The sequence below is a fragment of the Hydrogenophaga sp. UC242_53 genome, from assembly GCF_042696965.1.
In the GTDB taxonomy this organism is placed as follows: domain Bacteria; phylum Pseudomonadota; class Gammaproteobacteria; order Burkholderiales; family Burkholderiaceae_C; genus Hydrogenophaga.
This window is the reverse complement of sequence record NZ_CP170552.1, coordinates 820,000-838,272: the sequence shown is the minus strand read 5'-3', so window position 1 is coordinate 838,272 and position 18,273 is coordinate 820,000. Positions and strand designations below refer to the sequence as shown.

General features: G+C 70.4%; 16 protein-coding genes and 4 pseudogenes. 11 read left to right on the top strand and 9 right to left on the bottom strand.

Going from position 1 to position 18,273, the window contains the following annotated elements; all coding sequences use genetic code 11:
• Window positions 1-44: 44 nt before the first annotated feature.
• The 6 genes and pseudogenes from ACFJI0_RS04395 to ACFJI0_RS04370 all read left to right on the top strand — a co-directional run bounded on the left by ACFJI0_RS04395 (window position 45) and on the right by ACFJI0_RS04370 (window position 6,971).
• Window positions 45-1,241, top strand: a complete 1,197-nt coding sequence (locus tag ACFJI0_RS04395) for an ROK family transcriptional regulator (RefSeq protein ID WP_382323570.1) — start codon at window positions 45-47, stop codon at window positions 1,239-1,241.
• Window positions 1,241-2,743 (top strand): sugar ABC transporter ATP-binding protein, encoded by a 1,503-nt coding sequence (locus ACFJI0_RS04390; protein WP_382323569.1) that lies wholly within the window; start codon window positions 1,241-1,243, stop codon window positions 2,741-2,743. The genes ACFJI0_RS04395 and ACFJI0_RS04390 overlap by 1 nt, the downstream gene beginning before the upstream one ends.
• Window positions 2,724-3,729: pseudogene (locus ACFJI0_RS04385) on the top strand (ABC transporter permease). The gene ACFJI0_RS04390 and the pseudogene ACFJI0_RS04385 overlap by 20 nt, the downstream one beginning before the upstream one ends.
• Before the next feature lie 54 nt (window positions 3,730-3,783).
• Window positions 3,784-4,747: pseudogene (locus tag ACFJI0_RS04380) on the top strand (substrate-binding domain-containing protein).
• Window positions 4,748-4,769: 22 nt separating this feature from the next.
• Window positions 4,770-5,837, top strand: a complete 1,068-nt coding sequence (locus ACFJI0_RS04375; RefSeq protein WP_382323568.1) for a sugar phosphate isomerase/epimerase family protein — start codon at window positions 4,770-4,772, stop codon at window positions 5,835-5,837.
• A gap of 41 nt (window positions 5,838-5,878) precedes the next feature.
• Window positions 5,879-6,971, top strand: a pseudogene (locus tag ACFJI0_RS04370) (Gfo/Idh/MocA family protein).
• Here the strand turns inward: ACFJI0_RS04370 and ACFJI0_RS04365 are convergent.
• On the bottom strand, window positions 6,968-7,783 hold the full coding sequence (locus ACFJI0_RS04365; RefSeq protein ID WP_382323567.1) for a DUF72 domain-containing protein: 816 nt from the start codon (window positions 7,781-7,783) through the stop codon (window positions 6,968-6,970). The pseudogene ACFJI0_RS04370 and the gene ACFJI0_RS04365 sit on opposite strands and share 4 nt — an antisense overlap.
• Before the next feature lie 165 nt (window positions 7,784-7,948).
• Between ACFJI0_RS04365 and ACFJI0_RS04360 the strand changes: the two genes are divergently transcribed.
• The 3 genes from ACFJI0_RS04360 (at window position 7,949) to ACFJI0_RS04350 (ending at window position 9,826) form a co-directional block, all read left to right on the top strand.
• A complete protein-coding gene (locus tag ACFJI0_RS04360) occupies window positions 7,949-8,404 on the top strand; it encodes a DJ-1/PfpI family protein (protein WP_382323566.1) in 456 nt (151 codons plus the stop codon).
• A 106-nt stretch (window positions 8,405-8,510) separates the two neighbouring features.
• Window positions 8,511-9,254: an ABC transporter substrate-binding protein gene (locus ACFJI0_RS04355; RefSeq protein WP_382323565.1), complete on the top strand. Its 744-nt coding sequence runs from the start codon at window positions 8,511-8,513 to the stop codon at window positions 9,252-9,254.
• Window positions 9,251-9,826, top strand: coding sequence for a mechanosensitive ion channel domain-containing protein (locus ACFJI0_RS04350; RefSeq protein ID WP_382160522.1), 576 nt, complete (start codon window positions 9,251-9,253; stop codon window positions 9,824-9,826). Before ACFJI0_RS04355 ends, ACFJI0_RS04350 begins: the two co-directional genes overlap by 4 nt.
• Window positions 9,827-9,833: 7 nt before the next feature.
• On the opposite strand, the gene ACFJI0_RS04345 is transcribed toward ACFJI0_RS04350, so the two are convergent.
• The 6 genes and pseudogenes from ACFJI0_RS04345 to ACFJI0_RS04320 all read right to left on the bottom strand — a co-directional run bounded on the left by ACFJI0_RS04345 (window position 9,834) and on the right by ACFJI0_RS04320 (window position 15,314).
• Window positions 9,834-10,730, bottom strand: a complete 897-nt coding sequence (locus ACFJI0_RS04345; RefSeq protein WP_382323564.1) for a sugar kinase — start codon at window positions 10,728-10,730, stop codon at window positions 9,834-9,836.
• 242 nt (window positions 10,731-10,972) lie between these two features.
• Window positions 10,973-11,341 (bottom strand): annotated as a pseudogene (locus tag ACFJI0_RS04340) (RraA family protein); the annotation flags it as partial.
• A 123-nt stretch (window positions 11,342-11,464) separates the two neighbouring features.
• Entirely contained in the window at window positions 11,465-12,421 is a 957-nt protein-coding gene (locus tag ACFJI0_RS04335) for a C-terminal binding protein (RefSeq protein ID WP_382323563.1), read from the bottom strand.
• 8 nt (window positions 12,422-12,429) lie between these two features.
• The gene (locus ACFJI0_RS04330; RefSeq protein WP_382323562.1) at window positions 12,430-13,443 is read right to left on the bottom strand and encodes a DctP family TRAP transporter solute-binding subunit; all 1,014 of its coding nucleotides are present in this window, start codon (window positions 13,441-13,443) and stop codon (window positions 12,430-12,432) included.
• 31 nt (window positions 13,444-13,474) lie between these two features.
• Window positions 13,475-14,764, bottom strand: a complete 1,290-nt coding sequence (locus ACFJI0_RS04325) for a TRAP transporter large permease (protein WP_382323561.1) — start codon at window positions 14,762-14,764, stop codon at window positions 13,475-13,477.
• Window positions 14,765-14,780: 16 nt separating this feature from the next.
• A complete protein-coding gene (locus ACFJI0_RS04320; RefSeq protein ID WP_382323560.1) occupies window positions 14,781-15,314 on the bottom strand; it encodes a TRAP transporter small permease in 534 nt (177 codons plus the stop codon).
• Window positions 15,315-15,427: 113 nt separating this feature from the next.
• Here ACFJI0_RS04320 and ACFJI0_RS04315 point away from each other — a divergent pair, with 113 nt between their 5' ends.
• Both ACFJI0_RS04315 and ACFJI0_RS04310 read left to right on the top strand, forming a co-directional pair.
• Window positions 15,428-16,078 carry a GntR family transcriptional regulator gene (locus ACFJI0_RS04315; RefSeq protein WP_382160542.1) on the top strand — a complete coding sequence of 217 codons (651 nt, stop codon included), beginning with the start codon at window positions 15,428-15,430 and terminating at the stop codon, window positions 16,076-16,078.
• A gap of 61 nt (window positions 16,079-16,139) precedes the next feature.
• Window positions 16,140-16,439, top strand: a complete 300-nt coding sequence (locus ACFJI0_RS04310; RefSeq protein ID WP_291116509.1) for a hypothetical protein — start codon at window positions 16,140-16,142, stop codon at window positions 16,437-16,439.
• 3 nt (window positions 16,440-16,442) lie between these two features.
• Here the strand turns inward: ACFJI0_RS04310 and ACFJI0_RS04305 are convergent, their stop codons facing one another.
• Both ACFJI0_RS04305 and ACFJI0_RS04300 read right to left on the bottom strand, forming a co-directional pair.
• Window positions 16,443-17,039, bottom strand: coding sequence for a DNA-3-methyladenine glycosylase I (locus tag ACFJI0_RS04305; protein ID WP_382323559.1), 597 nt, complete (start codon window positions 17,037-17,039; stop codon window positions 16,443-16,445).
• Between the two features lie 30 nt (window positions 17,040-17,069).
• Window positions 17,070-18,191: an MBL fold metallo-hydrolase gene (locus tag ACFJI0_RS04300; protein WP_382323558.1), complete on the bottom strand. Its 1,122-nt coding sequence runs from the start codon at window positions 18,189-18,191 to the stop codon at window positions 17,070-17,072.
• Window positions 18,192-18,273 lie beyond the last annotated feature (82 nt).

The following is an 18,273-nucleotide window of genomic DNA, read 5'->3' as shown; positions in this document are numbered from 1 at the left end:
CCAGTGCCGCGCCCGACGACGGCACACCAACGGAGACACGCATCTTGAACTGGAAAGGCCTGAAAACCGGTGAGCGCACCGTGCTGGACCATGTGTTCTGGGCCAGCGGCATCTCGCGCGACGCCCTGGCCGCCGCGGCCTCGTTCTCCAAGACCCGCGCCAACGCGGCGGTGGCCGAGCTGCTCGAACAAGGCCTGCTGGAGCAGACCGGCGAGCAGGTGCCCACCGGCGGGCGCCGCGCCGACACCCTGCGCCTGAGCCGCAGCCTGGGCGTGCTCATCGGCGTGGCCGTGGGCGCCACCGGGCTGGAGGTGGGCATCCTCAGCCCCGACCTGGCCGTGATGGCCCACCACAGCGAACCGGCCGACGTGCACGACGGCCCCGGCCCGGTGCTCTCGCGCATCCGCGTGCTCATGCACGAGCTGCTGGCGCGCTGCGGCGTGGCGCCGCGCCAGGTGATCGGCATCGGCATCGGCCTGCCCGGCCCGGTGGACTTCGACAGCGGCCAGCTCGTGAGCCCGCCGTTGATGCCGCTGTGGGACGGCTACTCCATCCGCGACGACCTCGCCGCCGACTTCAGCGCGCCCGTCTTCGTGGACAACGACGTGAACGTGATGGCCCTGGGCGAGCTCTGGCGCATGCAGCGCAGCCTGCCCAACTTCCTGGTGGTGAAGGTGGGCACCGGCGTGGGCTGCGGCATCGTCTGCCAGGGCCAGGTCTACCGAGGCGCCAACGGCTCGGCCGGCGACGTGGGCCACATCTGCGTGGTGCCCGACGGCCCGCGCTGCCACTGCGGCAACCTCGGTTGCGTGGAGACGCTGGCCGCCGGGCCCGCGATCGCGCGCATGCGCACCGAGGCGGCCCAGGCCGGCCAGAGCCCGCTGCTCGCGCGCATGCTGGCCGAGCGCGGCCCGCTGCGCCTGCAGGACGTGGCCGAGGCCAGCCGCGCGGGCGACATGGCGGCCAACCAGGTGGTGCAGCGCTCGGGCGCGCTGGTGGGGCAGATGCTCGCCTCGGTGGTGAACTTCTTCAACCCCTCGCACGTGTTCATCGGCGGCGGCGTCACGCGCGTGGGGCCGCTGTTCCTGGCCGCCGTGCGCCAGAGCGTGTACCACCGCTCGCTCGCGCTCTCCACGCGGCACCTGGAGATCCAGTACACGCCGCTGGGCGAACGCGCCGGACTCATCGGCGCGGGCGTGCTGGCCATGCAGGAAAGCCTGCGGCAGATGGAGCTGGCGTGATGGCGGCCGCTGGCGTGCGCGTCGAGCTGCGCGGCATCGTCAAGCGCTTCGGCCCGGTGCAGGTGCTGCACGGCGTGGACCTGGCCTTCGAGCCCGGCCGCGTCTACGGCCTGCTGGGCGAGAACGGCGCGGGCAAGTCCACCCTCATGAAGATCCTCGCGGGCTACGAACGGCCCAGCGAAGGCACGCTGCAGGTGAACGGCCGCGCGGTGCGCTTCGACGGCCCGCGCGCGGCCGAGGCCGAAGGCATCGTGCTGATCCACCAGGAGTTCAACCTGGCCGAAGACCTCACGGTGGCGCAGAACATCTTCCTGGGCCACGAGAAAAAGCGGCGCGGCCTCTGGCTCGACGACGGCGCCATGCGCGCCACCACGCGCCGCGTGCTCGACGACGTGGGCCTGAGCAAGGTGCACCCCGACATCCGCGTGCGCGACCTCATCGTGGCCGAGCGCCAGCTGGTGGAGATCGCCAAGGCGCTGTCGCGCCACGCGCGCGTGCTCATCATGGACGAGCCCACCGCCACGCTCACGCCGGGCGAGACCGGCCGGCTGTTCGGCCTGGTCGCGCGCCTGCAGGCCGAGGGCGTGACCATCGTCTTCATCTCGCACAAGCTCGACGAGGTGGAGCGCATCACCGAAGAGGTGGTCGTGATGCGCGACGGCCGCCTGGTGGCGCAGCAGGCCACGGCCACGCTCACGCGCGCGCAGATGGCGAACCTGATGGTGGGCCGCGAACTCGCCGACCTCTACCCGCCGCGCACCGAGGTGCCGGCCGACGCGCCCGTGCTGCTCTCGGTGCGCGCCCTGAGCGTGCCCGGCTGGGCGCAGGACGTGAGCTTCGAGGTGCGCGCGGGCGAGGTGTTCGGCTTCGCCGGCCTGGTGGGCGCGGGGCGCACCGAACTCTTCGAAGGCCTGCTGGGCCTGCGCGAGCGCAGCGCGCAGGCGGTGCAAGTGGCCGGGCGCGCGCTGCTGCCGCGCTCGCCGCGCGAGGCGGCCGACGCCGGCCTCACCTACCTGAGCGAAGACCGCAAGGGCCGCGGCCTGCACGTGCGCTTCGGCCTGCGCGAGAACCTCACGCTGATGGCGCTGCAGCGCCACGCCCGCCCCTGGCTGCAACCCGCGAGCGAAGTCGCCGCGCTGGAACAGGCGGTGCGCGACTTCGGCATCCGCACCGGCTCGCTCGATGTGCCGGCCGGCTCGCTCTCGGGCGGCAACCAGCAGAAGCTGGCGCTGGCCAAGGTGCTGCACCCGGACCCGCGCGTGGTGGTGCTCGACGAGCCTACGCGCGGCGTGGACATCGGCGCCAAGCGCGACATCTACGCCCTCATCCAGCGCCTGGCCGCCAGCGGCCGCGCGGTGGTCGTGATCTCGTCCGAGCTCATGGAACTCATCGGCCTGTGCCACCGCGTCGCGGTGATGCGCTCGGGCCGCCTGCAGGCCACGCTCTCGGCCGCCGACCTCAACGAACAGGAGCTCATCGCCCATGCCACAGGAACGCACTGACGCCACCCCGGCACCGCCCCCGGCCGCCGGCCGCGCCTGGCGCCTGCCCACCCTGGGCCCGCTGCTCGGCCTGGTGCTGCTGTGCATCGCCGGCACGCTGCTCAACCGCGAGTTCGCCACGGTGGACAACGCCATGAACGTGCTCACGCGCACCGCCTTCATCGGCATCATCGCCGTGGGCATGTGCTTCGTGATCATCTCGGGCGGCATCGACCTCTCGGTGGGCTCCATGGCCGCGCTGATCGCGGGCGTGGTGATCCTGCTCATGAACAAGATCGCCCCGCTGGGCTGGCGCACCGGTGGCGGTGGTGATGGTGGGCATGGCCGCCGCCGTGCTGCTGGGCGCGCTGTTCGGCCTGGCGCACGGCCTGCTCATCACGCGCGGGCGCATCGAGCCCTTCATCGTCACGCTGGGCACGCTGGGCATCTTCCGCGCCTACCTCACCTACTTCGCCGACGGCGGCGCGCTCGCGCTCGACAACGCGCTGGCCGACGCCTACGGCCCGGTGTACTACGGCAGCCTGCTGGGCGTGCCCATCCCGGTGTGGATCTTCGCGCTGGTGGCCCTGGCCGGCGCCCTGCTGCTCAACCGCACCGCCTTCGGCCGCTACGTGCAGGCCATCGGCTCCAACGAGCAGGTGGCGCGCTACGCCGCGGTGGACGTGGACCGCATCAAGGTGCTCACCTACACCCTGCTGGGCGTGTGCGTGGGCATCGCCACCCTGCTCTACGTGCCGCGCCTGGGCTCGGCCTCGCCCACCACCGGCCTGCTGTGGGAGCTCGAAGCCATCGCCGCCGTGATCGTGGGCGGCACCGCGCTGCGCGGCGGCGCCGGCAGCATCGGCGGCACCGTGATCGGCGCCATCCTGCTCTCGGTCATCAGCAACATCCTCAACCTCACCAGCATCATCAGCGTGTACCTCAACGCGGCGGTGCAGGGTTTCGTGATCATCGCCGTCGCATTCATGCAGCGGCGGCGTCCCTGAAGGCACGCCATGCCTTCTTTCTTTCCCTGTCATCAACACATCAAGGAGACAAGCATGAAGTACCGTTCCCGTCTGCTCGCGCTGGCCGCCCTGGCCGCGCTGGGCATGGCCAGCCCGCTGCTGGCGCAGGCCCAGAACAAGGTGAACCTGGGCGTGGCGCATCCCGGCCGCCACCCACAGCTTCGCCGCCGGCCTGGTGTACTGGGCCAACGAAGCCAAGAAAGAACTGGAGAAGGACCCCAACATCAAGGTCACGATCAAGACCGCCAGCGGCGCGCCCGAGCAGGCCAACCAGCTGCAGGACCTGGTCACCGCGACCAAGATCGATTCGCTGGTGATCCTGCCCTTCGAATCCGCCGCGCTCACGCGCCCGGTGCAGCAGGTCAAGGCCAAGGGCGTGTACGTGACGGTGGTGGACCGCGGCCTCACCGACACCAGCGCGCAGGACGCCTACGTCTCGGGCGACAACACCGCCTTCGGCAAGGTGCCGGCCGAGTACCTGGCCAAGGCGCTCAACGGCAAGGGCAACATCGTGGCGCTGCGCGGCATCCCGACCACCATCGACAACGAGCGCATGGACGCCTTCAACGCGGTGATGAAGAACCACCCCGGCATCAAGGTGCTGGACGCCAAGCACGGCAACTGGAACCGCGACGACGCCTTCAAGGTGATGCAGGACTACCTCACGCGCTTCAAGGAGATCGACGCCGTGTGGGCGGCCGACGACGACATGGCCTTCGGCGTGCTGCGCGCGATCGAACAGGCCAAGCGCAAGGACATCAAGATCGTGTTCGGCGGTGCCGGTGCCAAGGCCATGGTCAAGACGCTGATGGACGGCAGCAACCCGCTGATCCAGGCCAACGTGTCCTACTCGCCCAAGTTCCTCTACGACGCCATCAAGATGACCGCGCTGGCGCGCAAGAAGGGCGAGAAGCTGCCGCCGTCGACCATCGTGCCCTCGGTGCTGATCACCAAGGCGAACGCCAAGGACTTCTACTTCCCCGACTCGCCGTTCTGAGTCCGCGCGCCAGGAGGACCCCATGAAAACCATCCAGGGACCCGGGATCTTCCTGGCCCAGTTCATCGGCACGGCCGCGCCGTTCGACACGCTCGACGGCCTGGCCGGCTGGGCCGCCTCGCTGGGCTACCGGGGGGTGCAGATCCCCACCAGCGACGCGGCGATCTTCGACCTCGAGCGTGCCGCGACCAGCGACACCTATTGCGACGAGGTGAAGGGCCGGCTCGCCGCGCACGGCCTGCAGATCACCGAGCTCTCGACCCACCTGCAGGGCCAGCTGCTGTGCGTGCACCCCGCCTACGACCTGCAGTTCGACGCCTTCGCCGCCCCCCAGGTGCGCGGCAACCCCACGGCGCGCACGGCCTGGGCGCACGAGCAGCTGCTGCTGGCCGCGAAGGCCTCGCGACGCCTGGGCCTGAAAGCCCACGCCAGCTTCTCGGGCGCGCTGGCCTGGCCCTACCTCTACCCCTGGCCGCAACGCCCGCCCGGCCTGGTGGAAGCCGCGTTCGCCGAACTCGCGAAGCGCTGGCGCCCGGTGCTCGACGCCTTCGATGAAGCCGGCGTGGACGTCTGCTACGAACTGCACCCCGGCGAAGACCTGCACGACGGCATCACCTTCGAGCGTTTTCTCGACGCCGTGGGCCAGCACCCGCGCGCGAACATCCTCTACGACCCCAGCCACTTCGTGCTGCAGCAGCTCGACTACCTGGCCTTCATCGACCACTACCACGAGCGCATCCGCGCCTTCCACGTGAAGGACGCCGAGTTCCGCCCCAACGGCAAGCAGGGCGTGTACGGCGGCTTCTCCAGCTGGATCGACCGCGCGGGCCGCTTCCGCTCGCTCGGCGACGGCCAGGTGGACTTCAAGGGCATCTTCTCCAAGATGGCGCAACACGACTACGCGGGCTGGGCCGTGCTGGAGTGGGAGTGCTGCCTCAAGCACCCGGAAGACGGCGCGCGCGAAGGCGCGGCCTTCATCCGCGAGCACCTCATCCGCGTGGCCGACCGCGCCTTCGACGACTTCGCCGCCAGCGCGGGCGACCCCGCCACCCTGGCCGCCCTGCTCGGCCTGAACCGGGGCGCGGCATGAGCACGAACGACGGGCGCGCGGCGCGGCGCATCCGCCTGGGCATGGTGGGCGGTGGCGACGGCAGCTTCATCGGCGCGGCCCACCGCATCGCCGCGCGGCTGGACGACCAGTTCGAGCTGGTGGCCGGCGCGCTCTCGTCCACCGCCGAACGCGCGCACGCCAGCGCGGCCCGGTTGCACATCGCGCCCGAGCGCAGCTACGCCGACTACACCGCCATGGCGCAGGCCGAGGCGCGGCGCGAGGACGGCATCGACGCCGTGGCCATCGTCACGCCCAACCACCTGCACGTGCCGGTGGCGCGCGCCTTCGTGGAGCAAGGCATCCACGTCATCTGCGACAAGCCGCTGCGCACCTCGCTGGCCGAGGCCCAGGCGCTCGCGCAGTCGGTGCGCGAGCGCGGCCTGCTGTTCCTGCTCACCCACACCTACGCGGGCTACCCCATGGTGCGCCAGGCGCGCGAGATGGTCGCCGCCGGCGAACTCGGCGAGCTGCGCATCGTGCAGGTGGAGTACGCGCAGGACTGGCTGGGCGAACCGGTCGAGCACCAGGGCAACAAGCAGGCCGAATGGCGCGCCGACCCGAATCGCGCCGGCCCGGCCGGCGCGCTGGGCGACATCGGCACCCATGCCTACCAGCTGGCGCGTTATGTGAGCGGCCTGCAGGTGCAGGAACTCTCGGCCGAACTCACCCGCTTCGTGCCCGGGCGCGCGCTGGACGACCACGTGCAGGCCATGCTGCGCTTCGACGGCGGCGCGCGCGGCATGCTGTGGGCCAGCCAGGTTGCGCAGCGGCGCCTGCAACGCGCTGCGCCTGCGCGTCTACGGCACGCGCGCCTCGCTGCATTTCGACCAGGAGCAGCCTGAGTTCCTGAACTTCGCCCCGCTGGGCGGCCCGGTGCGGCAACTGCGCCGGGGCATGGCGCCGCAGATCGCCGCCAACCGCATTCCGGCCGGCCACCCTGAGGGTTACTTCGAGGCCTTCGCCGAGCTGTACCGCGATTTCGCGCGCGCCTGGCGCGGCGAAGCAAGCACCAACATGCCCGGCCTGCTGGACGGGCTGGACGGCATGGCCTTCATCGAGGCCGTGCTGAACAGCCACCAGCAGAACGCGCGCTGGGTGCGGCTGGAGCGTTAGCCGAGGCGCTCGATCAGCGCCATCGCGGCCGCCGGGGCGCGTTCCTTGGCGCCGCTGATGAAGTACATGAACACGTCCCGCGCCTTGGCCTTCGGGCCGGCGCCGTCGACCCGCGGCACGTCGGCCGGCTCACCGCCGGCGGCCCAGGTCCTCGCGGCCTCGGCCCAGCGGTCCAGCGCCTTGGGGGCGTAACCGGTCTTCACCTTCGGGTCGGTGCGCATCAGGCGCGCGTAGACAAAGTCGCCGGTCAGGTCGGCGAACGAGGGGTAGTCGTCGGAGTCGGTGAACACCGTGGCGCAGCGGTGCTTGCGCGCGAGCGCGAGGTAGGCCGGGTCCAGGAAGCTCGCGTGCCGCACGTCCAGCGCGTGGCGCAGCGGCAGGCCGTCCACCTCGCGCGGCAGCAGCTTCAGGAAGGCCTCGAAGTCCACCGGGTCGAACTGCTTGGTGGGCGCGAACTGCCAGACCAGCGGCCCGAGCTTGGGGCCGAGTTCGCTCAGGCCACTGCCCACGAAACGTTCGATGGACTCGCCGGCCTCGGCCAGCACGCGGCGGTTGGTGGTGAAGCGGTTGGCCTTCAGCGAGAACACGAAGCCCTCGGGCGTCTCGTCGCGCCACTTGGCGAAGGTGGGCGGCTTGAAGGTGCTGTAGTAGGTGCCGTTGACCTCGATCGCGGTCAGCTTCGTGCTGGCGTAGGCCAGCTCCTTGCTCTGCGCCAGGCCTTTGGGGTAGAAGTTGTCGCGCCAGGGCTCGTAGGTCCAGCCGCCCACGCCCGACCGGATCGCGCCCGATGTTGCCTTCTTGCTGGTGCGCATGCCGTCTCCTGCGGAAAAAACGTCTGCAACTCTACAAGATGACCGGCGCGGCAGGGCGATTTTCCCAGGCACGCCATTTGCCCCAATGGCGGGTATGGCTCAGCTCCCGCCCTCCCTCCAACACGCCGTGCTGGCCGGCGATCCCTCGATCCGGGCCCGCAAAGGTTGCGCATCCTGGTCGCGCACGGCATCGTCGGCAAAAGCGCCGTGGGTCTGCACGCCACCTTGCTGGCCCTCGGCGCCCAGCCCTGTTTCGTGGCACCCCGGATCGGCCCGGTGAAGACCGTGGACGGGGTGTTCGTCGACGCGGAGGCTTCGCTGCAGAACGAACCCGGCTTCCTGTTCGACGCGCTCGCCCTGCCCGACGGCGACGAAGGCGTGCAGGCCCTCGCGCGCGACACCCACACGCTGGACTTCATCCGCGACCAGCACCGCAGCGGCAAGGCCATCCTGGCCATGCCCGCTTCCCGCGCGCTGCTCGAAGCGGCGGGCGTGTCCCCGACCCTGCCGTCGGGGCAGGCGGACCCGGGGCTGGTCGTCGGCCACGACGCCACGGCCTTCGTGCAGGCCATCGTGCGCGACCGGCATCCCGGCCGCCACATCGAGCCGCCGTCCCCCTGACGCCCTCCCGGTGACCCGGGAGGGCCGTTACCATGGTCATCCTTTGCCGCGGGCCCGAGGCCACGCGACAAGCCATGGACGTTCACCCGCCTTCCCCCTCATCGCCATGACCGCTCCCCTCCCCCTATCCCACAGCTTCGCGCCCACCGGCCGCCTGCGCGCCTCCATCAACCTGGGCAACCCCATCCTCGCCAACCGCAACCCCGCCACCGGGCAGCCGTTCGGCGTCTCGGTGGACCTCGCGCACCGCCTGGCGCAGCGGCTCGGCGTCGGGATCGAGCTGGTGGTGTTCGACACGGCCGGCCAATCGGTCGAGGCGGTGAGGAACGGCGCGGCCGACGTCGGCTTCTTCGCCATCGACCCGCTGCGCGGCGAGGGCATCGCCTTCACCGCGCCCTACGTGCTGATCGAAGGCAGCTACCTGGTGCGCCAAGAATCCCCCCTGCAGAGCAACCACGAGGTGGACCGGCCGGGCACGCGGGTGACCGTGGGCAAGGGCAGCGCCTACGACCTGTTTCTCTCGCGCGAGCTGCGGCAGGCCGAGATCGTGCGGGTGGCCAGCTCGCAGGCCGTGGTCGACGAGTTCGTGCGCCAGGGGCTGGACGTGGCCGCCGGCGTGCGACAGCAGCTGGAACACGACCAGCAGCGCCACCCGGGCCTGCGGCTGCTGCCGGGCCGCTTCATGGTGATCCAGCAGGCCATGGGCCTGCCCAAGGACCGCGGCGCCGACGCCGCGCGTTACCTGCACGCTTTCGTGGAAGACATGAAGTCGTCGGCTTTCGTGGCCGCTTCCTTGAACCAGCACCACATCCAGGGCGCCTCGGTGGCCCCCGCCGCCACCGCCCCATGAAAGACTTTCTCCCCGCCTACGCCCACCCCTTCATCGACGTCATCACCATCGCGCTGCAGATGGCGCTGATCGTCTTCGTGGCGCTGCTGCTGCGCTCGCTGCTGCACCGCCTCATCACCCGCGTGGGGGAGGACAAGCGCCTGCCGCTGGAACTCGTGATCGGGGGCCGGCGCGTGGTCACCTTCCTGCTGTTCGGTGCCGCCCTGCTGCTGGTGCTGGACCGCGTGGGCGTCTCCGGCATGGTGATCTGGACCGCCTTCACCGGTTTCGCCGCCGTGGGCGCCATCGCCTTCTTCGCGGCCTGGAGCGTGCTCTCCAACATCTTCTGCGCGGTGCTGATCTTCACCTCGCGCCCGTTCGGCCTGCGCGACCGCATCGAGCTGCTCGAAGGCGGCGACAAGCCCGGCCTGGCCGGCGAGGTGATGGACATCAACCTGATCTACACCACGCTGCGCGAAGACACCGCCGAGGGCGCGGAGCCCTCCTACCTGCGCGTGCCCAACAGCCTGTTCTTCCAGCGCACCACGCGCCTGCGCACGCGCGAGTCGGTGGTGCGTTCGCTGCTGGACTGAGCGGCGCTCAGGGCCGGTCGGCCGCGAGCACCTCGCGCACGCGCGCGGCGTGCGGAATCGGCGCCACCGCGCCATAACCCTCGGTGGAGAGCGCGGCCACCGTGGCGGCGTAGCGCCCGGCGGTGGGCAGGTCGTCGCCGGCCACCAGCCGCGCCACGAAGGCACCGCCGAAGGCATCGCCCGCGCCGGTGGCGTCCACCGGCTGGCAGCGCGCGGGCGCGATGCGGTGGCGCTCGCTGGCCGTGGCCACGATCGCGCCCTGCTCGCCCATCTTGAGCGCCACCGTCTTCGCGCCCAGGCGCAGGCAATGGTCCACCAGCGCGTCGGGCTCGCGCAGGCCGGTGATGGCGACCACGTCGTCGTAGCTCGGCAGGCAGATGTCGCTCAGGCCGATCACGTCCGTCATGACGGCGCGCGCGCGCTCGACCGACCACAGCTTGAGCCGCAGGTTGGTGTCGAACGACACCCAGGCCCCGGCGGCGCGCGCGCATTCGATGGCGGCATAACCGGCGTCGCAGGCGCTCGGCGAAATCGCCAGCGAGATGCCCGAGAGGTGCAGCACGCGCGCCGTCGTGATCGGCGCGCGCGGCAGCGTGGCCGGCGTGAGCCGGCTCGCGGCCGAGCCGCTGCGGAAGAAGCTGAAGTGGTGGCCCTGGTCGTTGTGGGTCACGAAGTAGATGGCGCTGAAGGCCGCGGGGTCGCTGAGCACGTGGCTGTGGTCCACGCCCTCCTCGTCCCACAGGCGGCGCAGCAGGGCGCCGTAGGGGTCGTCGCCGAGCGCGCTCACGTAGGCCACGCGCGCGCCCTGGCGGGCGGCGGCGATGGCGAAGTTGGAGGTGTCGCCGCCGAAGCCCTGCAGGTAGCTGCGCCCGCCGTTCTCCCCGGTCTGGTTGAACTCGACCATGGCCTCGCCCAAGGCCACGATCTGCGCGGCCCCGGCGTGGCTGGGTGCCTCAGATGCGGCCATATTTGCGCCAGGCCCTTGCGCAGCGACTTCTCGGCCATGATGAGCTTGGCCTGCTCCAGCTCGCGTTCGTCGATCTCGCGCGAGGCGGCCAGCACCTCGGCGGCCCGCGCGCGCGGCACCACGACCACGCCGTCCACGTCGCCCACCACGATGTCGCCCGGGTGCACCACGATGCCGCCCACGCGCACCGGCACCTGCGAGGCCACCGTGCGGAAGCGGCCCAGCGTGGTGCCGGGGCTCACGTCGCGGGCGTACACGGGGAAGCCGTAGTCGCGCCGGATCTCGGTGAGGTCGCGCACGCCGCCATCGAGCACCGCGCCGGCATGGCCGTTGGCCACGGCACCGGCCGTCATGAGGCCGCCCCACACCGCCACGTCGGGCTGGCCGCCGTCGATGGAGATCACGATCACGCTGCCCGGTTCGGCTTCGTCGATCAGGTCCAGCGCGTGCTGGGGCGGCACGAACTCATCGGTCGCCGATTCGAGCACGGTGGCGGCCGGGCCGCAGAGGCGCTTGTCGTTGATGCGCGGCTTGATGGGCGTGTCCATGTAGCCGCGCTGGCCGCAGACCTTGTCCACCGCGTCGGCCACCGAGGCCACGGCCACCTGGTTGAAGCCGTCGACCAGCTCCTTCAATTCCTTGTTCATCGTTTCTCCGTTCCATCAAAAAAATCACCAGCGGTTGAGCCAGTGCAAGGGTTGTTCTCCGCGCAGGACGCGCACCGCCTCCTGCGCCGTCTTGAGCTGCAGCTCGCGCATGGCCTCTTCGCTGTACCAGCCCATGTGGTTGGTCACGACCACGTTGTCCAGGCCGAACAGCGGGTGCGCGCCCGGGGGTTCCTGCTCGAACACGTCCAGCCCCGCGCCCAGGATGCGGCGCTCGCGCAAGGCCTCGTACAGCGCCTGCGTGTCCACCAGGCCGCCGCGCGCCGTGTTCACCAGGATGGCGGTGGGCCGCATGAGCGCGATGCGCCGCGCGTCCACCATGTGTTTCGTGTGCGCGTTCAGCGGCGCGTGCAACGAGATCACGTCGGCCTCGGCGAACAAGGTGTCGAGGTCGGTGCGTTCCACGCCGGGGGGCATGTCGGTCTTGGGGTCGTGCACCAGCACGCGGCCGAAACCGAAACCCGCGAGTTTCTCCAGCGTCATGCGCGCGATGCGGCCGAAACCCACCAGGCCCAGCGTGCGCCCGCGCAGCCGGAACATGGGCTGCAGCACGCCGGTGGACCAGCGGCCCGCGCGCACCTCGGCGTCGTGCAGGCCGATGCGGCGCGAGACGGCCAGCGCCAGCGCCACGGCCTGCGAGCTGACCTCGTCGGTGCCGTAGTCCGGCACGTTCGCCACCATGATCCCGCGCTCGCGCGCGGCGGCCTGGTCGATGTTGTCCACACCGATGCCGTAGCGGATCACCGCGCGGCAGCGGGTCATGGCATCGATCACCCGGCGCGACACCGGCGACTCGCGCACCAGCACCACGTCGGCGTCCACCACCGAGGCCGCCGCCGCGTCTTCGTCGCGGCGGCAGGGGCGCACCTCGAAGCGCGCGCCCTCGGCGCCCAGCAGGGCCTCTTCCTGGTCGTAGGCGGCGTAGCCGTCGTCCAGGGCCACCACCAGGCGGTCTTGCGTCACCCCGTCGCTCACTTGGCGGCAGCGGCTTGCAGCAGCTTCTCGGTCCACTCCTTGCTCACCTCGGCCTCGAGGTAGGCGCGCACCGGCGGCTGCGCCACCTTGCGGAAGCGGTCGATCTCGGCCGGGCTGAGTTCGGTCACCGTCATGCCCTTTTCGGTCAGCACCTTCTTGGCCGAGAGGTCCTGCGCGCGCGTCATGTCGCGGTGGATCTTCTTGGCGATGTCCACGCCTTCGGTCACGGCCTTCTTCTCCGCGGCGCTCAGGCCGTTGAAGAAACGCTCGCTGACCATGTAGGCGTGCAGGCTGTAGACGTGGCCGTCCAGCGTGATGTGTTTCTGGTGCTGGAACAGGCTGGCGGCCATGATGTTGGTGACGCCGTTTTCCTGGCCATCGGCTGTGCCCTGCGCGAGCGCGGCGGGCAGTTCGCCCCAGTCGATCGCGGTGGGGCTCGCGCCCAGCGACTCGACCAGCTTCACGAACACCGGGCTGGGCTGCACGCGGATCTTCAGGCCCTTCATGTCCTCGGGGGTCTTGATGGCGCGCTTGCTGTTGGTGAAGTGGCGGATGCCGTTGTCGGCGTAGGCCATGAGGCGGATGCCGGTGCGCTTGCGCATGTCCTCGGCCAGCTCCTGGCCGAACTTGCCGTCGAGCACGGCGTAGGCGTGCGCGTGGTCGTTGAACAGGAAGGGCAGGCCGAAGATGTTGAAGGTCTTGTAGACGCCGGGAATGCCGCCGTCGTGCACCACGGCGAGTTCGACCGTGCCCAGGCGCAGGCCTTCCATGACCTGCTGCGCCGGGCCCAGCTGGCCGGCGGGGTACAGCTCGACCTTGAGCGAGCCGTTGGTGGCTTTCTCCACGTGGTCCTTGAACGCGAGCGCGGCGGCGTGCTTGGGCTGGTCGTTGCCGGCCGGTTGGTAATGCGTGTACTTCAGCACCTTCTGCGCGAACGCGGGGCCGGCGCCGAGCGCCAGCAGGGAGGCGGCGGCCACGGCCGCCAGGAAGTGCTTGCGATGAATCTTCACGGGAAGTCTCCTTCTAGGGTGGTTCTGAGGGTCAGTGTTGGTAGCCGAGCACGCCGGGCAACCAGGTGGAAAACGCGGGAACGAAAGTGAGCAGCATCAGCACGCCGAACAGCGCGACCAGCATGGGCACCATCTCGCGCACCATGGGGCCCATGCGCACGCCCGAGACGGCGGAGGTGACGAACAGCAGCCCGCCCACGGGCGGCGTGACCATGCCCAGCGTGAGGTTCACGATGACCACGATGGCGAAATGCAGGGAGTTCAGCCCGGCCGCCTCGGCCAAGGGGCCGAGGATGGGCACCATGATCATCACGCCCGGCAGCGGCTCGATGAAGATGCCCACGAGCAGCAGCAGCACGTTGATGGCGATCAGCAGCTCGATCGGCGAGAGCGACATGCCGGCGATCCAGGCGGCCATGGTCTGCGGGATCTGGCCCACGGTGAGCACCCAGGCGAACACCGCCGAGGTGGCGACGATGAACAGGATGGAGGCCGTCATCAGCGCCGAGCGGAACAGGATGGCGGGCAGCATGTTCCATTGCAGCGTGCCGTAGACGAAGCGGCCCACCAGCAGCGCGTACAGCACGGCGGCGGCCGAGGCCTCGGTGGGCGTGAAGATGCCCAGGTGAATGCCGCCCAGGATGATCACCGGCAGCATCAGCGCCGGCAGCGCGCGCCAGAACAGGCGCAGCAGCGGTGCCGGGTCGAGCAGCTCGGGCGAGGAGCGGTAGCCGCGCCGCACGCTCACGATGTGGTTCACCACCATCAGCGAGAGCGCGATCAGGAAGCCCGGCACCACGCCGGCCAGGAACAGGCCGGTGATGCTCACGCTGTTGTCGGTCATCGCGTAGACGATCATGATGATCGAGGGCGGGATGATGGGGCCGACGATGGCCGTGCTCGCGGTGAGCGCGGCGGCGTAGGCGTCCTTGTAGCCGGCCTTGCGCATCATCTTGATGAGCATGGCGCCCGGGCCCGCCGCGTCGGCCAGCGCCGAGCCGCTGATGCCCGAGAAGAAGGTGAGCGTGAGGATGTTGGCGTGGCCCAGGCCGCCGCGGCGCATGCCCACCAGGCGCGCGGCGAACTTGAGCAGCACGTCGGTGAGCGCGCCGCCCGTCATGAGCTCGGCGGCGAGGATGAAGAAGGGAATCGCCATCAGCGGGAAGCTGTCGAGCCCGCTGAAGAGGTTCTGCATCACCACCAGCGAGGACAGGCCGGGCTTGAGCCAGACCGCCACCAGACCGGCGATGAGCATCGCGAAGGCAATGGGTGCGCCGATCACCATCAGCGCCAGAAAGACCAGACCGAGAACCGTCGTCATCGCAGGCTCTCCGGGTTCACAGGGCCTGCGGGTCGAAGCCTTCGACCCGGTCCCACTCGCCCAGCACGATCCACTGCCGCGCCACCATCGCCAGGTGCACCAGCATCAGCGCCGCGCCCAGCGGCAGCGCGAGGTACACCTTGCCCAGCGACCAGCCCAGCACCGGCGATTCCTGGTACCAGGCGAACTCCACGTACTCGATGCCCAGCCAGACCAGCGTCAGCAGTGTGGCCGCGACGATGGCCACGATGAGCACGCGCAGCAGCCGCGCCATGGGCAGCGGCACCGAGGCCTGCAGCGTGTCGATGGCGATGTGGCCGCCCACGCGCAGCGCGGGGCCGGCGCCGATGAAGGCGGCCCAGATCATCATGTAGCGCGTGGCCTCTTCGACCCAGGTGAAGGAGTGGCTGAAGGCATAACGCGCGAACACGTTGCCGATCACCAGCGCGGCCATCACCCCCAGCAGCACGATGAGCACCCAGCGGTTGGCGGCGAGAAAGGCGCGCGCCAGCGGGTGCGCGGGGGAAGATGGGGAAGGCGGGGAACTCACGTGAATGTCTCCGGGTTGCTCAGCTTGACGTGTCGGCCGCCATGGTATCTGATATCTCAGATGTTAAATCAGCAATAACCCTATACTCCTCGCCACACGAGACCGACCACCCCATGAACACCGCCCTGGAACTGCAACGCCCCCGACTGCTCACCGACGTGGTCGCCGAGCGGCTGCGCGAGGCCATCGTCAAAGGCGACCTCAAGCTCGGCGAGCAGGTGTCGGAAGCCCAGCTGGCCCAGCGCATGGGCGTGAGCAAGACGCCGGTGCGCGAGGCCCTGCTGCGGCTCAAGAGCGAGGGCCTGGTGGAGATCCACCCGCAGCGCGGCACCTTCGTCTTCACGCTCTCGCCGCAGGAGCTGTCGCATCTGCTGCAGTTCCGCGCGATGGTGGAGACCGAGGCGCTGCGCGAGGCCATGCAGTCCCATCCGCGCGAGCTGCTGCAGCGCATGGCGCAGTGCGTGAAGGAAATGAAGACCGCCGAGCGCGCGAAGGACCTGCCCGCGCTCGCGCGCATCGACATGAGCTTTCACCAGGCCTTCTTCGAGAGCTGCGACAACCATTACCTGCGCGCCAGCTACGAGCTGCTGCGTTACCAGCTCACCGCGCTGCGCCACCGCTCGCCCATCACCAACGCGGTCTCCAGCCACCAGGTGCTGGTGGACGCGGTGGAAGACCACGACGCCACGAAGGCCTGCGCCCTGCTGCGCGGCCACGTGCTGGAAAACGAACCGCGCTACCTGCTGGCCTGCGGCATCGCCTGAGGGGCAGCGCGGGCGGCGGGCCTTCAGTACAATCGCCGACCCCTCACCCCGCGCTTACCCCATGCAGTATTCCGTTTCGCACCACAAGCTCAAGCTCATCCTGGCCGCGCATGGCCTCAAGCCGGGCGATGCCGGCGGCATCGACGCGCTGTTCGGCGGCAAGGATGGCTACTACTGGTTCGGCACCGTGCGCGATCTCTGCCCCGAGGGCAAGACCCTGTCGTGGGAGAACCAGTACGCCATGGTCAACGCGATCCAGGCGCACGAAAACGCCACGGCCGAAGAGGACGAAATGAAGCCCCAGGTGCCCAGCGCGGCCAACATCGCGGCGCTCTCCAAGCTGCTGGCCGACCCGCTCTGAGGCCTAACGCGGCCGCTTGAAGCGCAGGCGCGCCTGCGCGGCCTGCGCGCGCATCACGCAGGCCTCGGCGTGGTCGTTGATCAGGCCCATGGCCTGCATGAAGGCGAACACCGTGGTCGGGCCGACGAAGGCCCAGCCGAGTTTCTTCAGGTCTTTCGACAGGCGCACGGAGGCGTCCGATGTGGACACGGTCTGTGGCGCGCCCAGGTCCGCCTCGTCGGGTTCGTAGCGCCAGAAGAACGCCGCCAGCGAGCCTTCGGCCTTCACCATCTCCTGCGCGCGCCGCGCGTTGTTGATGACCGCCTCGATCTTGCCGCGGTGTCGCACGATGCCCTCGTCGCCCAGCAGGCGCTCCACGTCCTGGGCCGTGAAGCGGGCGACGCGGTGAAAGTCGAACCCGTGGAAGGCGGCGCGGAAGTTCTCGCGCTTGGCAAGGATGGTGCGCCAGCTCAGGCCGGACTGGAAACTCTCCAGGCACAGCTTCTCGAACAGCCGGCGGTCGTCGCCGACGGGGAAGCCCCACTCCCGGTCGTGGTACGCGAAGAACTCGGGCGCGGCGGCGCACCAGCGGCAGCGGGGTTGCGCGATCGGGGCCGGCAACGGTGGTGTTCATGGGGGGTCTTTCTTCATTCAATCGAGGGGCCAGGGCAGGTCGCGCTGCAGGGCCGCTGGCCCGTCGGGCGCCTTCGGCGCTTCCTGGCCCGCGTCCAGCGAGCGCCACCAGGGCGTCACCACCTCGAGCGCGGCCGGCTCCACCGCCTCGCCCAGGCGGGGCATGAGCAAGGGCGTGCCCTGCCCTTGCGCCAAGGCCAGCAAGGTCTCCACCGGTTCGTCCCAGGCGTGCATGGCCAGGCTGAAGGTGCCCCAGTGCACCGGCAGCAGGGCGCCGCCGCCCAGCAGCGCGTGCGCCTTCAGGGCGTTGGCCGGCCCCAGGTGGATGTCGCCCCAGGCCGGGTGGAAGGCGCCCACCTCCAGCATCACCAGATCGAACGGCCCGAGCCTCTCGCGGATGGTGGCGTACTCCGTGGTCAGGCCGGTGTCGCCGCTGAAGAAGACGCGGTGCCGCTCGCTGGCGATCACCATCGACGACCACAGCGTGGCGTTGCGGTCCTTGAAGCTGCGGCCGGAGAAGTGCTGCGAAGGCGCCGCCGTGACCGTGATGCCGGTGCCGGGCACGCGGTGGCTGTCCCACCAGTCCAGCTCGGTGATGCGCTCGGCCGCCACGCCCCAGGCCTGCAGGTGCGCGCCCACGCCCAGCGAGGTGACGAAGGGCACGCGGCTGTGCCGCGCGAGCGCGCGGATGGTGGGGTAGTCCAGGTGGTCGTAGTGGTCGTGCGAGATCACCACCACGTCCACCTCGGGCATCTCGCGCAGCCGCAGCGGCACGGGCTGGAAGCGCTTGGGGCCGAGCAGGCGGAACGGCGAGGCGCGCGTGCCCCACACGGGGTCGGTCAGCACGCGGTGGCCGTCGATCTCGATCAGCACCGTGGAATGCCCCAGCCAGGTGGCGCGCAGGCCGCTCTGGGCCGGGCGGCCCCAGCGCTCGCGCGGGTCCAGCGAGGGCAGTGCGACGCCGGGCAGTCGCCGGTCGCCCGCGCTCAGGAACTCCTTGAGCGTGGGCCGGGGCGCGGTGGGGTCGCGCAGCCCGGGCAGCACCGGGTGCAGGTTGCGAAAGCCCGTGCCGTCCCACAGGGGCGAAGCGCGCATGCGCTCCAGGCGCTCGCCCTGCGCCCGTTTGCCAAAACTGTTCATGCCAGCGCTCCTGCGGCCGGCGCCCCCCTGCCCGCAGGGAGGATCACCGCTCGACGCAGTGTAGATCGCGGCGTCCGCGGGG

Coding starts and splice junctions, on each gene's coding strand:
- ACFJI0_RS04390 (WP_382323569.1), top strand. CDS start 1,241: ATGGCGGCCGCTGGCGTGCGCGTCGAGCTGCGCGGCATCGTCAAGCGC.
- ACFJI0_RS04375 (WP_382323568.1), top strand. CDS start 4,770: ATGAAAACCATCCAGGGACCCGGGATCTTCCTGGCCCAGTTCATCGGC.
- ACFJI0_RS04365 (WP_382323567.1), bottom strand. CDS start 7,783: ATGCGCACCAGCAAGAAGGCAACATCGGGCGCGATCCGGTCGGGCGTG.
- ACFJI0_RS04355 (WP_382323565.1), top strand. CDS start 8,511: ATGACCGCTCCCCTCCCCCTATCCCACAGCTTCGCGCCCACCGGCCGC.
- ACFJI0_RS04350 (WP_382160522.1), top strand. CDS start 9,251: ATGAAAGACTTTCTCCCCGCCTACGCCCACCCCTTCATCGACGTCATC.
- ACFJI0_RS04345 (WP_382323564.1), bottom strand. CDS start 10,730: ATGGTCGAGTTCAACCAGACCGGGGAGAACGGCGGGCGCAGCTACCTG.
- ACFJI0_RS04325 (WP_382323561.1), bottom strand. CDS start 14,764: ATGACGACGGTTCTCGGTCTGGTCTTTCTGGCGCTGATGGTGATCGGC.
- ACFJI0_RS04315 (WP_382160542.1), top strand. CDS start 15,428: ATGAACACCGCCCTGGAACTGCAACGCCCCCGACTGCTCACCGACGTG.
- ACFJI0_RS04310 (WP_291116509.1), top strand. CDS start 16,140: ATGCAGTATTCCGTTTCGCACCACAAGCTCAAGCTCATCCTGGCCGCG.
- ACFJI0_RS04300 (WP_382323558.1), bottom strand. CDS start 18,191: ATGAACAGTTTTGGCAAACGGGCGCAGGGCGAGCGCCTGGAGCGCATG.